We start from the raw sequence: 12,986 nt of genomic DNA on the forward strand, positions 1-12,986 counted from the left end.
GAACACGATCAGCGGGACGATGATCGAGAAGGGCGTGCTGCCGGAGGGCACGCAGATGACGCCGTTCAACCCGCTGCCGGAGGACGCCGCGAACCCCGCCGACCACGTGCGTCCGTGGTCGGAGCTGAACGACGACGAGCGGAGGCTCTTCGCCCGGATGGCCGAGGTCTTCGCCGGTTTCTCCGAGTACACGGACGCCCAGGTCGGGCGGATCGTGGACTACCTGGAGGAGACGGGGCAGCTGGAGAACACGATCATCTTCTACTGCGCCGACAACGGCGCCTCCGGGGAGGGATCGCCGGACGGCTCGGTGAACGAGAACAAGTTCTTCAACGGCTATCCCGACGACCTCGCCGAGAACCTCGCGATGATCGACACGCTCGGGTCCGCCGACACCTACAACCACTATCCGACCGGGTGGGCGGCGGCGTTCTCCACACCGTTCCAGATGTTCAAGCGCTACTCCCAGTACTCCGGCGGCACCTGCGACCCGATGGTCGTGCACTGGCCGAGAGGGATCGCAGCGAAGGGGGAGCTGCGCCACCAATACCATCACTCGGTCGACGTCGTCGCGACGGTGCTCGACGTGATCGGCATCGAGATGCCGGAGTCGTTCCGCGGGGTGCCGCAGCGACCGCTCGACGGCGTCTCGATGAGATCTTCCTTCGACGCGGCGCCGGACGGGCCGACGACGAAGACGGTCCAGTACTACTCCATGCTCGGGACGAGGGGCATCTGGAAGGACGGCTGGAAGGCTGCCGCCGTGCACGCGCCGCTGAGCGGCAAGGGCCACTTCGACGATGACGTCTGGGAGCTGTACCACGTGGCAGAGGACCGCTCCGAGTCGGATGACCTGGCCGCGACCCACCCGGAGAAGCTGCAGGAGCTCATCGCGGCGTGGTTCGCGGAGGCGGAGGCGAACTTCGCCCTTCCGCTCGACGACCGGTCGGCCCGGGAGATCCTCACGGTCCCCAGGCCTCAGGCGGAGGAGCCCCGGGAACGGTACGTGTACTTCCCCGGCACCGCGGCGGTGCCGGAGAGCGTCGCGGTGAACATCCGCGGGCGCTCCTACAAGATCATCGCCGACGTCATCCTGGAGCGGGGCGCCGAGGGAGTGCTCTTCGCGCACGGCTCCCGCTTCGGCGGGCACTCGCTGTTCCTCAAGGACAACAGGCTCGTCTACGTGTACAACTTCCTCGGCATCCCGCCGGAGCAGTCGTTCACCTCGGACGAGATCGCCCCCGGCCCGCACACCCTGGGCGTGGAGTTCGTGCGGGAGGGAGCGGGGGAGCACGGCGAGTCGGTCGGCACCGCCACGCTGTACGTCGATGATCGCGCCGTGGCGTCCGGTCCGATGCGGGCCCAGGTCGGGAAGTTCACGCTCTGCGGCGACGGACTCTGCGTCGGGTGGGACAGCGCCGACCCGGTGAGCGCGCAGTACCGCAATCCGTTCCCGTTCACCGGCGGCACGCTCCTGGGCGTGGCGGTGGACGTGAGCACGGAGCAGTATCTCGATATGGAGCTTGAGGCGGCCGCGATGCTGTCGCGCGAGTGACCGCGCGGAGCGGGCGGCGGCCTAGCATGAGGGCATGACGGCGATGATCGAGGTCCCCGGCGGAACGCTGCTCATGGGGTCGGACGAGTTCTACCCGGAGGAAGGCCCCGTCCACGAGCGGCGCGTGGAGGCGTTCACGCTGGATCAGCATCCCGTGACGAACCGCCAGTACGCCGCGTTCGTCGAGGACACAGGGTACGTCACGATCGCCGAGCGGCCGATGGACCCCTCCGACTATCCCGGCGTGCATCCGGACGACCTCGTCCCCGGCGCCATGGTGTTCACACCGACCACCGGCCCCGTGGACCTGCGCGACTGGCGGCAGTGGTGGCGGTGGGAGCCGGGGGCGTCCTGGCGCCACCCGTTCGGACCGGGGTCGTCGATCGACGACCGCCTCGACCATCCGGTCGTGCAGGTCGCGTATCCCGATGCCGCCGCCTACGCCGCATGGGCGGGCAGGCGCCTGCCCACCGAGGCGGAGTGGGAATGGGCGGCGCGCGGTGGGCTCGTCGGTGCCCGCTTCGCCTGGGGCCAGGAGACGAAGCCGGACGGCACCCTCATGGCCGACACCTGGCAAGGCGCCTTCCCGTACCGGAACGACGGCGCCGACGGGTGGATCGGCACCGCGCGGGTCGCCTCGTTCCCCGCGAACGGCTACGGCCTGCACGACATGATCGGCAACGTCTGGGAGTGGACGGACGACTATTGGACTCATCGCCATGTGCCGCCGGGCGCGGTGGGGGTCGACGCCGGTCAGCGCGCGAGCCTGCTGTCCTCCGAGCCCGGGTCGCCGATCCCTCGCCGCGTGCTCAAAGGCGGCTCGCACCTCTGCGCGCCCGAGTACTGCCTCCGCTATCGCCCCGCGGCGCGGTCGGCCCAGGCGGAGGACACCGCCATGACCCACATCGGCTTCCGCTGCGCCCTCTGACCCCTGCTCCCCGACTCAGACGGGGCCGGGGAACACGGATGACCAGTCGTCCTTGACACTGACCACGGTGTAGCCCCGGTCGGCTGCGGCGCCCAGGGCACGCTCGGCTCCCGTGTCGTAGGGGGTGTCGTCACGGCCGGGGTCGTCGTGATGGATAAGCAGCGCGAGTCCTGGCCGATGGCCACCGTGCGCGAAGTCGAGCATGGGCATGTCGCCGTTGGAGTTTCCGGCCGCCAGCAGCGGACGCCGCCCGATCCGGCTCCAGATCCGCACCGGCTTCTCCGGTCCGTCGTCGAAGAACGCCAGCGCCGAGGAGTAGCGGACGCTGGCATCCTTCTCGTCGTAGGCGAGTCCGAGCGCCGAGCCGATCACCCGCTCGGGAGGGATGCCGTAGTTCGCCTGGGTCATCGGCCGCATGAAGTCGCGCTCGCCGCCCGACACGATGTAGCACGTGAAGCCGTGGCTCTCGAGGTACCGCAGCAGCTCGACCATCGGGCGGTACACCGATTCGGCGTAGGGGCGACCGAGGAGCGGGTGCTGCGCGGTGCGGTAGAAGTCCGCGACCGAACGGGCGTAGTCCTCCACGCTCACCCCGTCGGTCAGCCCCAGGAGCGCCTGGATGATGACGCCGAGGTCGGAGTCGTCGCCGGCGTAGTGCTTGTCGATCGCGGTGCCGAGCCAGGCGAGGTCACCGGTGACCGCGGCGCGGTAGGGCTGCCGGTCGGCCAGGGAGGGGTCGCGGGTGGCCGCCTCGCGCCAGCGCTCGACGACGTAGTGCAGCTGGGTGGGCATGGGCTTCTCCGACCAGAGAGTGCCGTCGTTGTCGAACACCGCGATGCGTTCGTCGACGGGGACGGCGTCAGGACCCTCCGTCACGGCGGCGACGAACGCCTCGATGGTGCGCCGTGTGCCGGTGTCCCGCCAGGAAGACAGAGGTGAGGAGTCCATGACCGCGATCCTCCCAGGCGCGGCGTCGGATGCCGAGCGTCCCTCACCCGGAGCGGACGAGTCCCGCTGCGGCCGGGCGTGCGGGAATACCCTCGGAGGGTATAAGGTTGAGCCAAAGGAGTACCCCAGGGGGGTATCCCGAGGGAAAGGAAACATGATGAGCACGAGCGAGTACCAGGTGACCGGGATGACCTGCGGCCACTGCGAGACGGCGATCCGCGGCGAGGTGTCCCGCATCCCCGGTGTCGAGGGTATCGATGTGAGCGCACAGAGCGGGAAGCTCGTGGTGCGCAGCTCCGCCCCCGTCGACGACGCGGCCGTGCTGGCTGCCGTGGACGAGGCGGGTTACCGGGCGGTCCGGTCCTGATGGACACTCCATCCGCGACGAGCGTGGAGCTGGAGATCGGCGGCATGACCTGCGCGTCGTGCGCCATGCGGATCGAGAAGAAGCTCAACCGTCTCGACGGCGTCACCGCGACCGTGAACTACGCCACCGAGAAGGCGAACGTCACGGCGCCGGCGGGCGTCGACACCGCCCTGCTCATCGCCGAGGTCGAGAAGACCGGCTACACCGCCGTCGTCCCCGCGCCTCCCGCGCCGGAGGGTGCGCAGCCCGACGGAGAGCAGCCGGATCCGGAGCTCACGGCGCTGCGGCACCGGCTGATCGCGTCGGTCGTGCTCACCGTCCCGGTCATCGCGATGGCGATGATCCCGGCGCTCCAGTTCACGCACTGGCAGTGGCTGTCGCTCGCGCTCGCGGGTCCGGTGATCGTGTGGGCGGCGTGGCCGTTCCACAAGGCGGCGTGGATCAACCTCCGGCACGGTGCGGCCACGATGGACACGCTCATCTCGATGGGCACGATCGCCGCCCTGCTGTGGTCGTTGTACGCGCTGTTCTTCGGCACCGCCGGGATGCCCGGCATGACGCACCCCTTCGAGTTCACCGTCGCGCCCAGTGACGGTGCCGGGAACATCTACCTCGAGGTCGGGGCGGGGGTGACCACGTTCATCCTCGCCGGGCGCTACTTCGAGAAGCGTTCCAAGCGGCAGGCCGGTGCGGCGCTCCGGGCGCTGCTGGAGCTCGGCGCGAAGGAGGTCGCGGTACTCCGCGACGGCGTCGAGTCCCGGATCCCGACGAGCGAGCTGCGGGTCGGGGACGAGTTCGTCGTGCGGCCGGGGGAGAAGATCGCCACCGACGGCGTGGTGGTCGGCGGCACGTCCGCCGTCGATGCCTCGATGCTGACCGGCGAGTCGGTGCCCGTCGAGGTCGGGGAGGGCGACGTCGTCACGGGCGCCACGGTGAATGCCGGGGGACGCCTGGTGGTCCGCGCGACCCGCGTCGGCGCCGACACCCAGCTCGCGCAGATGGCGCGGCTCGTGGAAGAGGCGCAGACCGGGAAGGCCGAGGTGCAGCGCCTCGCGGACCGTGTCTCCGGGATCTTCGTGCCGATCGTGATCGTGATCGCCCTCGGCACGCTCGTGGCCTGGCTCGCGGCCGGGTTCCCGGCTGCCGCCGCCTTCACCGCCGCGGTCGCGGTGCTCATCATCGCCTGCCCCTGCGCTCTGGGTCTGGCCACGCCGACCGCTCTCCTCGTCGGCACGGGTCGCGGCGCCCAGATGGGCATCCTCATCAAGGGCCCCGAGGTGCTCGAGTCGACCCGGAAGGTCGATACGGTCGTGCTCGACAAGACGGGCACCGTCACCTCCGGTCGCATGACGCTGACGGCGGTGCACACCGACGACGTCGTACAGCGCGAGGAGCTGCTGCGGCTCGCCGGGGCCCTCGAGGACGCCTCCGAGCACCCCATCGCGCAGGCCGTGGCGGCCGCGGCCACCCGGGAGCTCGGCACCCTTCCGAGCGTCGAGGAGTTCGCGAACGTCGAGGGCAGGGGCGTCCAGGGCATCGTGGACGGCCACGCCGTCGTCGTGGGACGCGCCTCGTTGCTCGCCGACTGGTCGCAGCACCTGTCCGCGGGGTTGGCTGCGGTCAAGGCCGAGGCGGAGGCCCAGGGCAAGACCGCGATCGCGGTGGGCTGGGACGGTCGTGCCCGCGGGGTGCTCGTCGTCGCCGACACGGTCAAGGTCACGAGCGCGGAGGCGGTGGCGCAGCTCCGGGCGCTGGGACTGACGCCCGTCCTGCTCACCGGCGACAACCGCGCAGTGGCGGAGCAGATCGCCCGCGAGGTCGGTATCACCGAGGTGATCGCCGAAGTGCTGCCCCAGGACAAGGTGGACGTGGTGCGCCGGCTCCAGGACGAGGGCAAGGTCGTCGCGATGGTGGGAGACGGCGTGAACGACGCCGCGGCCCTCGCCCAGGCGGACCTCGGGATGGCGATGGGGACCGGCACAGACGCGGCGATCGAGGCGAGCGACATCACCCTCGTCCGCGGCGATCTGCGCAGTGCGGCGGACGCGATCCGGCTGGCCCGGCGCACACTCGGCACGATCAAGGGCAACCTGTTCTGGGCCTTCGCCTACAACGTCGCAGCGATCCCGCTCGCGGCGCTCGGCCTGCTCAACCCCATGCTCGCCGGTGCGGCGATGGCGTTCTCCAGCGTCTTCGTCGTCGGCAACAGCCTCCGCCTGCGGTCCTTCCGCAGCAGGGCGGTGGACACCCCGTGAACGAGAGACAGAGGAGTACCGACATGTCCGATTCCCCCGCAGGATCCTGCTGCAGCGTCCCGAGCCAGAGCGGCGTCTCCGCCGAGGGGCGCACCGACCTGCTCGCCGTGCCGGCCGAGGGCATGGCCGAATGCCCGGTGATGGCCGGAACACCCGTGGTGATCGCCACGGCCGAGGCAGCGGGCCTGTACCGCGATCACGAGGGCACGCGCTACTACTTCTGCTGCGCGGGCTGCGGACCGGCGTTCGACGCCGATCCCGCGAAGTACACCAGGGCGGCCTGAGCCCCCACCTGTGCGGGGCCGCGACAGATCCGGCCCCGCACGGCATCATCGACGTCGGAGGGAAGACATGAGCACCTCGCATCACGACCATTCCGCGCACGGCGACCCCGTCGGAGCGGAGGCAGGCACGCACGCGGACCACACTGGACACATGGACCACGCAGGACACGGAGACCACGCGGAGCACCCCGGACACGGAGACCACGCGGAGCACGCCGGACACGGCGATCACGCGGGTCACGGCGGTCACGGGGGCCATGGCGACCACGTCGCCCAGTTCCGGCGGCTGTTCTGGATCATGCTCGTCCTCGCCGTGCCGACCGTGCTGCTCTCGGGCATGTTCGCGATGATCGTGGGCTACCCGCTTCCCGACATCCCGGGTCTGGTCTGGGTGTCGCCGGTCCTCGGCACGGTCATGTACGTGTGGGGAGGGAAGCCGTTCCTCACCGGCGCCGTCAGCGAGATCCGTGCCCGACAGCCCGGCATGATGCTGCTCATCGGCCTCGCGATCACCGTGGCGTTCGTCGCGTCGTGGGGAGCGAGCCTCGGCCTGCTGCATCACGAGCTCGACTTCTGGTGGGAGCTCGCTCTCCTCATCGTGATCATGCTGCTCGGGCACTGGATCGAGATGCGGTCGCTGGCACAGACCACCTCCGCCCTCGACTCGCTGGCCGCGCTGCTGCCGGACGAGGCCGAGCGCGTCGAGGGCGATCAGGTCGTGCGAGTCGCCCCGTCGGAGCTCCGCGTGGGCGATGTCGTCGTGGTGCGTCCCGGCGGCAGCATCCCGGCGGACGGGCGCATCGTCGACGGTCGCGCCTCGATGGACGAATCCATGGTGACGGGGGAGTCCCGCACAGTCACCCGGACGATTGGCGATCCGGTGACCGCGGGAACCGTCGCCACCGACTCCGGCCTCCGCGTGGAGATCACCGCGACCGGAGACGACACGACGCTCGCGGGCATCCAGCGGCTCGTGACGGAAGCGCAGAACTCCTCGTCCCGCGCACAGCGCCTGGCCGATACGGCCGCCGGCTGGCTGTTCTGGTTCGCGCTCGGTGCTGCCGCGATCACCGCGGTGGTGTGGAGCGCCGTCGGCCTGCCGGACGACGCCGTCATCCGCACGATCACCGTGCTCGTGATCGCCTGCCCGCACGCGCTGGGGCTGGCCATCCCGCTCGTCGTGTCGATCGCGACCGAACGCGCGGCGCGTGGCGGCGTGCTCGTCAAGGACCGGCTGGCCCTGGAGAGCATGCGCACCGTCGACACCGTGCTGTTCGACAAGACCGGCACGCTGACCAAGGGCGAGCCCGTCGTCTCCGAGGTGTCGGTGGCCGGCACGGAGACCGCGGAGGAGGTGCTGGCGCTCGCCGCGGCCGCCGAGGCCGACAGCGAGCATCCGCTGGCGAAGGCCATCGTCCGCGCCGCTCGGGACAACGAGCTCCGCGTGCCGGCGAGCCGCGACTTCTCGTCCTCGCCGGCGGTGGGGGTGACCGCGACGGTGGACGGCGCCGTGATCCGCGTCGGCGGCCCGCACCTGCTCACGGAGGAGGATGCTCAGGAGCTCCCCGTCGCGGAAGGGTGGCGCGCGGACGGCGCGATCATCCTGCACGTGCTGCGGGACGGCGGCGTCATCGGGGCGCTCAAGCTTGCGGATGAGGTGCGTCCGGAGTCGCGGGACGCGGTCGATGCGCTGCATGCGCTCGGCGTCCAGGTCGTGATGATCACCGGCGACGCGGAAGCCGTCGCGCACACCGTCGCGGCCGACCTCGGGATCGACCGCGTGTTCGCGGGCGTGCGGCCGGAGGACAAGGCCGCGAAGGTGCAGGAGCTGCAGCACGAGGGGCGCAGGGTCGCGATGGTGGGCGACGGCGTGAACGACGCCCCCGCGCTCGCTCAGGCGGACGTGGGCCTGGCGATCGGCGCCGGAACGGACGTGGCCATCGCTTCCGCCGGCGTCATCCTCGCCGGAGACGACCCGCGCGCCGTGTTGTCGGTGATCGAGCTCTCCCGCGCCTCGTATCGGAAGATGACGCAGAACCTCTGGTGGGCGGCCGGGTACAACCTGCTCTCGGTCCCGCTCGCGGCGGGTGTGCTCGCCCCGATCGGCTTCGTGCTGCCGATGTCGGTGGGGGCGGTGCTGATGTCGCTGTCGACGATCGTGGTGGCGCTGAACGCGCAGTTGCTGCGGCGGCTCGATCTCCGTCCGGAGGTGGTCACCGCGGGCATCCTGCAGCGCTGAGCGCCACCACGCCGCCGTCTCGGTCCCGGCTCAGTGCCGACGGCCGAGGCGGCGGAGAGCGCGGACGCCCAGGACCACCGTCAGCACCCAGGGCCCCACGACGATGATCGGGTCGAGCCACGTGTGCCGGAGATCGATCCGTCCGCGTCCGAACCGCGACGCAAGCGGACGATGCTGCGGTTCCGCGAGGACGCCGGTCTGCGTGATGGGGTCGTCCGGGCGCCGGGTGAGCAGGGAGCGGGCGTGCGCCGTCACCGCATCGACGCGGTCGCCCAGCACGAGCAGCAGCCAGCGCGTGTTCTTCGTCTCGCTGAACCGGTCGTAGGCCACGCGCCGGATGGCACCCGACACGCCGTGCAGCGGTTGCGCGGTGCCCCAGACGGGAGGCAGCATCCCGTGCTCGATCGAGCGCTCGCGGCCGCGGTCGGGGCCCTGACGCTCGGGGAGGTCCCAATGCGCGCCGGTGTCGCCGACATCCTCCAGCTGCTGCCAGGTGCGGCGGTGCTCGGGGGCGAGGTCGGCGCCCCAGCCCGGGATCCGGGCACGCAGCTCCTCGGGGGTCGGTGCGGGGATGGGTCGAGATCCTTCGTACGGCATGATCATTCCTCTCCGACGACGATGAGCGGCTTGATGCAGTCGTCGAGCTTGGACGAGAACACGTGGTAGGCCTCCGCGATGTGCTCCAGGGGGAAGCGGTGCGTCAGGAGCTCGGACGGACGGATGTGCCCCGCCTGGATGTGTTCGAGCAACCGCGGCCACTGCCTCTTCACGGGAGCCTGGTTGCCGCGCACCGTGAGGCCTTTGTTCATGATGTCGCCCAGGCGCACCGAGGTCACCAGCGGGCCGTAGGCGCCGAGGATCGACACGGTGCCGCCCTTGCGCGCGCTGTCGATGGCCCAGTTCACCGCGACGGGGGAGCCGCCCTGCAGCTTGAGCTTGGCGGCGGTCACGTGCTGGACGACACTGCCGTCCGCCTCCGCGCCGACCGCGTCGATCACCACGTCCGCGCCGAGGTAGCCGGTCGCCTTCTTCAGCGCGAGCACGATGTCACCGGCTTCGTGCAGATGCATCGTCTCGGCGAAGGCGAAGTCCCGTGCCTTCTCGAGCCGGTAGTCGAGATGGTCGACGACGATGACCCGCCCTGCGCCGAGGAACCAGGCCGAGCGGGCGGCGGCCAGGCCGACGGGCCCGGCGCCGAACACGACCACCGTGTCCCCTTCGGCGATGTCGGCCTGCTGCGCGCCGAAGTAGCCGGTGGAGAACGCGTCCGTGAGCAGCAGCGCGTCTTCGGAGGCGAGCCACTCCGGGATCACCGACGGACCGACATCCGCGAACGGCACGCGCACGCGCTCCGCCTGCCCGCCGTCGTACCCGCCGGTCGTGTGCGAGTAGCCGTAGATCCCCCCGACGGCGGTCGCGTTGGGGTTCACGTTGTGACAGTTCGAGAAGAGGCCTCGGCGGCAGAAGTAGCACGAGCCGCAGTAGATGTTGAAGGGCACCATGACCCGGTCGCCCGGGCGCAGCGTCTCCACGGAGGAGCCGACCTCCTCGACCACCCCGACGATCTCGTGACCGAAGGTGTGCCCGATGCGGGTGTCGGGCATCATGCCGTGGAAGAGGTGGAGATCCGACCCGCACACGGCGGCTCTCGTGACCCGGACGATCGCGTCGTTGGGGTGCTGGATCGTCGGGTCGGGTTTCTCCTCGACGCGGATCTTGTACGGTCCGCGGTAGGTCATCGCCTTCATCGGGTGCTCCTTCGCTACATGGAGTGACCGACGCTAGGCACCGCCTCGGGGATGACTCAGGGCATTGACGGATGGCGCAGGGGAGCGTAGAGGGCCGAGGTCAGGACCCGGGCAGGGGCCCGACCTCGGCGCGAGCCCGACGGCTGCGGGCCGCGAGCACGAATCCGCCGAGGACCGCGGCGACGAGCGAGCCGACGAGCACGCCGATCTTCACATGATCGTCCGCGACGCTGCTGCTGCCGTACGCGAGCTCGCCCACCAGCAGCGAGACCGTGAATCCGATGCCGGCGAGCAGGGACATGCCGGCGAGATCCGGCCAGCGCAGCGTCTCGTCGAGGCGCAGGGCCGGCACTCGGCTCAACAGGAAGGTCGTGAGCAGGACGCCGACCGGCTTCCCGAGCACGAGGCCCACGACGATCCCGATGGTGATCGGGTCGGTCAGCGCCGAGACCAGGCCGTCCACGCCGCCGATCTCGACACCGGCCGCGAAGAACGCGAACACCGGCACGGCGACGAGAGTCGCCACGATGCCCCAGCGATCGGCGAAGTGCGCGGCGAGGCCGTCGTATACCGGAGCGCCGTCGGTATCCGTCCCGGTGCGCACCCGCGCGCGGGCCGTCGGACGCACGGGGACCATGAAACCGAGCAGCACGCCGGCGACCGTGGCGTGCACCCCGGATGCATGCACGAACGCCCAGACGGCCAGGGCGAGGGGAAGCAGGATCCACCAGGACCGGATGCCGTTCTGCACGGCGAGTGCGAAACCCGCGAGGGGAAGGAGCGCGAGGATCAGCCAGGGGAAGCTGATGGTCTCGGTATAGAAGGTGGCGATGATCGTGATGGCGATCAGGTCGTCGATGATCGCGAGGGTCAGCAGGAACACCCGCAGCGCCGGCGGCAGGAAGCGGCCGACGACGGCCAGCACCGCGATCGCGAACGCGATGTCCGTGGCCGTCGGGATCGCCCATCCGCGGAGGACCTCGGCGCCGGAGGTCGCGTTGATCGCGACGAAGAAGAGAGCGGGGACGATGACGCCGCCCACCGCGGCGGCGATCGGAAGCGCGGCACGGCGCGGATCGCGGAGACGCCCGGCGACGAACTCCTCCTTCAGCTCCAGTCCGACGACGAAGAAGAACACCGCGAGCAACCCGTCGGCGGCCCAGGCGCCCACGCTGAGCTCGAGGTGCCACTCCGGGATCCCGAAGCGGAAGTCCCTGACGGCCTCGTACCAGGGCGCGGCGGGGGAGTTGGCAAGGATCAGCGCGGCGAGCGTGGCGGTCAGCAGCAGACCGCCGCCGAGCACGTCGCTCCGGGCGGTGGAGCGGATGCCGCGCCAGAGCTCATGCGGCGCGAGACGGAAACGGGCAGGGGACGACGAAGAAGGAGACACAGGGATACCTCACGGCAGATGGATGGGTGACGCGATGTCGCCGCACCCGTCCGGGCGCGGCCTATCCCTGTGGCGGCGGGCAGCCGGCGATCTCGCCGTGCGAGAGGGTGCCCCAGACGCTCGTCCAGCCGTTCGTGCCGGGGTGCAGCACCACGCGCATCCACTCCGTCATCGGCGTCGCGGACGACAGACGGCGCGGAGCGCGCGTCGAACCGGCGATGAGGAGGGAGGGCACGGATCCAGGCTACCCGGCTCGGCTGCGGGACGTGGACGGACTCCCGGTGGCACGAGAAGAGGGACCGTCCGTCTGGACGATCCCTCTCGCTGTACGTGCCCCCGACAGGAGTCGAACCTGCGACCTACGGTACCGGAAACCGGCGCTCTATCCACTGAGCTACGGAGGCGTACCGATCGACAATATCACTCGTCGGGGGTGGTCTCCGACCCACCGGCCTCCGTGACCGGCGCGGCGCGCAGTTCGTCGAGCGCGGCGGCGAGCTTCTCGGCGAGGTAACGGTGGCCCTCGGTGGACGGATGCTTGCGGCCGACCTCCACGTCGATGACGGCGGGATAGTTGTCCTCGGTGATCCAATCCTGCTCGATCGGGGAGATGTACCACCAGCCGCGGGCCGAGGCGAGAGCCGCGAGATCCCGGTCGATCCGTGCGGTCTGCGCGCCGACCGGAAGCTCGTGCGGCGCGGGACCGAGCACGACGATCGCCGCGTCCGGGTACAGCGCCGTCAGCGCGTCCCAGGCGGCGGTCACGGCCTCGCGGTAGCCGGCCGCACCCTGCGCCCGGTCGTTGATCGAGCCCTGGATGATGACGAGATCGGGGTCGAGAGTCGGGTCCAGCGCCGCGATGCGCTCGCCGAAGTCGGGGCCGTCGATGCCGGGCTTGAGGTAGCCGCTGCCGCGGACGCCGTCCACGATGGTCGTGCCTTGCAGGAGGTCGGCGAGCACGTACGCGTAGCCGAGCGTGGGGTCGGAGGCGGCCGAGCCGTAGGTCCAGGAATCGCCGAACACGAGGACGGTCGGCTCGTCGGGGAGCACGAGCGGCGCGGGGGCGATCACCGCGATGGAGTCGTCTCCAGCGGCGGCACCGACCGGGAGGGATGACGGCGCCGGGACCCAGGGCCGCCAGACCCCGAGAACGCCCGCGGCGACGGCGACGAGGAGGGCCGCGGCGATGCCCGCGATGCGCAGTCGACGAGGGGCAGCGGGGGCGTTCATGGTGTGAGAGTAGATCACGGAGGGCGGATCGCAAACTCCGCG

General features: G+C 70.7%; 12 protein-coding genes and 1 tRNA gene. 6 read left to right on the forward strand and 7 right to left on the reverse strand.

Annotation, left to right across the window (positions count from 1 at the left end):
* Positions 1-1,555: sulfatase-like hydrolase/transferase (locus DW296_RS09810; RefSeq protein WP_136052081.1), on the forward strand; the 1,555-nt coding region annotated here is incomplete at its 5' end.
* A 43-nt stretch (positions 1,556-1,598) separates the two neighbouring features.
* On the forward strand, positions 1,599-2,483 hold the full coding sequence (locus DW296_RS09815; protein WP_446724136.1) for a formylglycine-generating enzyme family protein: 885 nt from the start codon (positions 1,599-1,601) through the stop codon (positions 2,481-2,483).
* 15 nt (positions 2,484-2,498) lie between these two features.
* On the opposite strand, the gene DW296_RS09820 is transcribed toward DW296_RS09815, so the two are convergent.
* Positions 2,499-3,431: an HAD family hydrolase gene (locus tag DW296_RS09820; protein WP_136052083.1), complete on the reverse strand. Its 933-nt coding sequence runs from the start codon at positions 3,429-3,431 to the stop codon at positions 2,499-2,501.
* A 157-nt stretch (positions 3,432-3,588) separates the two neighbouring features.
* Here DW296_RS09820 and DW296_RS09825 point away from each other — a divergent pair, with 157 nt between their 5' ends.
* The 4 genes from DW296_RS09825 to DW296_RS09840 all read left to right on the forward strand — a co-directional run bounded on the left by DW296_RS09825 (position 3,589) and on the right by DW296_RS09840 (position 8,576).
* Positions 3,589-3,798 carry a heavy-metal-associated domain-containing protein gene (locus DW296_RS09825; RefSeq protein ID WP_136052084.1) on the forward strand — a complete coding sequence of 70 codons (210 nt, stop codon included), beginning with the start codon at positions 3,589-3,591 and terminating at the stop codon, positions 3,796-3,798.
* The gene (locus DW296_RS09830; protein ID WP_136052085.1) at positions 3,798-6,053 is read left to right on the forward strand and encodes a heavy metal translocating P-type ATPase; all 2,256 of its coding nucleotides are present in this window, start codon (positions 3,798-3,800) and stop codon (positions 6,051-6,053) included. The genes DW296_RS09825 and DW296_RS09830 overlap by 1 nt, the downstream gene beginning before the upstream one ends.
* A gap of 23 nt (positions 6,054-6,076) precedes the next feature.
* Positions 6,077-6,337: a YHS domain-containing protein gene (locus DW296_RS09835; RefSeq protein WP_136052086.1), complete on the forward strand. Its 261-nt coding sequence runs from the start codon at positions 6,077-6,079 to the stop codon at positions 6,335-6,337.
* Positions 6,338-6,404: 67 nt separating this feature from the next.
* Positions 6,405-8,576 carry a heavy metal translocating P-type ATPase gene (locus tag DW296_RS09840; RefSeq protein WP_446724135.1) on the forward strand — a complete coding sequence of 724 codons (2,172 nt, stop codon included), beginning with the start codon at positions 6,405-6,407 and terminating at the stop codon, positions 8,574-8,576.
* A 30-nt stretch (positions 8,577-8,606) separates the two neighbouring features.
* Here the strand turns inward: DW296_RS09840 and DW296_RS09845 are convergent, their stop codons facing one another.
* The 6 genes from DW296_RS09845 to DW296_RS09865 all read right to left on the reverse strand — a co-directional run bounded on the left by DW296_RS09845 (position 8,607) and on the right by DW296_RS09865 (position 12,944).
* A complete protein-coding gene (locus DW296_RS09845) occupies positions 8,607-9,173 on the reverse strand; it encodes a hypothetical protein (protein ID WP_136052088.1) in 567 nt (188 codons plus the stop codon).
* A 2-nt stretch (positions 9,174-9,175) separates the two neighbouring features.
* Positions 9,176-10,324: a zinc-dependent alcohol dehydrogenase gene (locus DW296_RS09850; protein ID WP_136052089.1), complete on the reverse strand. Its 1,149-nt coding sequence runs from the start codon at positions 10,322-10,324 to the stop codon at positions 9,176-9,178.
* 100 nt (positions 10,325-10,424) lie between these two features.
* On the reverse strand, positions 10,425-11,714 hold the full coding sequence (gene nhaA / locus DW296_RS09855; RefSeq protein ID WP_136052090.1) for a Na+/H+ antiporter NhaA: 1,290 nt from the start codon (positions 11,712-11,714) through the stop codon (positions 10,425-10,427).
* Between the two features lie 61 nt (positions 11,715-11,775).
* Positions 11,776-11,949, reverse strand: a complete 174-nt coding sequence (locus tag DW296_RS16480) for a hypothetical protein (RefSeq protein ID WP_164498170.1) — start codon at positions 11,947-11,949, stop codon at positions 11,776-11,778.
* A gap of 96 nt (positions 11,950-12,045) precedes the next feature.
* Positions 12,046-12,118, reverse strand: a tRNA-Arg gene (locus DW296_RS09860).
* A gap of 16 nt (positions 12,119-12,134) precedes the next feature.
* Positions 12,135-12,944, reverse strand: coding sequence for an SGNH/GDSL hydrolase family protein (locus DW296_RS09865; RefSeq protein ID WP_136052091.1), 810 nt, complete (start codon positions 12,942-12,944; stop codon positions 12,135-12,137).
* Positions 12,945-12,986 lie beyond the last annotated feature (42 nt).

The organism is Microbacterium sp. K36, from assembly GCF_004794355.1.
Lineage (GTDB): Bacteria > Actinomycetota > Actinomycetes > Actinomycetales > Microbacteriaceae > Microbacterium > Microbacterium paraoxydans_D.

What these genes read in the sequence shown, in the direction of transcription:
- DW296_RS09815 (WP_446724136.1), top strand. Translation starts at nt 1,599, where the DNA reads ATGATCGAGGTCCCCGGCGGAACGCTGCTCATGGGGTCGGACGAGTTC.
- DW296_RS09840 (WP_446724135.1), top strand. Translation starts at nt 6,405, where the DNA reads ATGAGCACCTCGCATCACGACCATTCCGCGCACGGCGACCCCGTCGGA.
- DW296_RS09850 (WP_136052089.1), bottom strand. Translation starts at nt 10,324, where the DNA reads ATGAAGGCGATGACCTACCGCGGACCGTACAAGATCCGCGTCGAGGAG.
- DW296_RS09820 (WP_136052083.1), bottom strand. Translation starts at nt 3,431, where the DNA reads ATGGACTCCTCACCTCTGTCTTCCTGGCGGGACACCGGCACACGGCGC.
- DW296_RS09865 (WP_136052091.1), bottom strand. Translation starts at nt 12,944, where the DNA reads ATGAACGCCCCCGCTGCCCCTCGTCGACTGCGCATCGCGGGCATCGCC.
- DW296_RS09835 (WP_136052086.1), top strand. Translation starts at nt 6,077, where the DNA reads ATGTCCGATTCCCCCGCAGGATCCTGCTGCAGCGTCCCGAGCCAGAGC.
- DW296_RS09830 (WP_136052085.1), top strand. Translation starts at nt 3,798, where the DNA reads ATGGACACTCCATCCGCGACGAGCGTGGAGCTGGAGATCGGCGGCATG.
- DW296_RS09825 (WP_136052084.1), top strand. Translation starts at nt 3,589, where the DNA reads ATGAGCACGAGCGAGTACCAGGTGACCGGGATGACCTGCGGCCACTGC.
- DW296_RS09845 (WP_136052088.1), bottom strand. Translation starts at nt 9,173, where the DNA reads ATGCCGTACGAAGGATCTCGACCCATCCCCGCACCGACCCCCGAGGAG.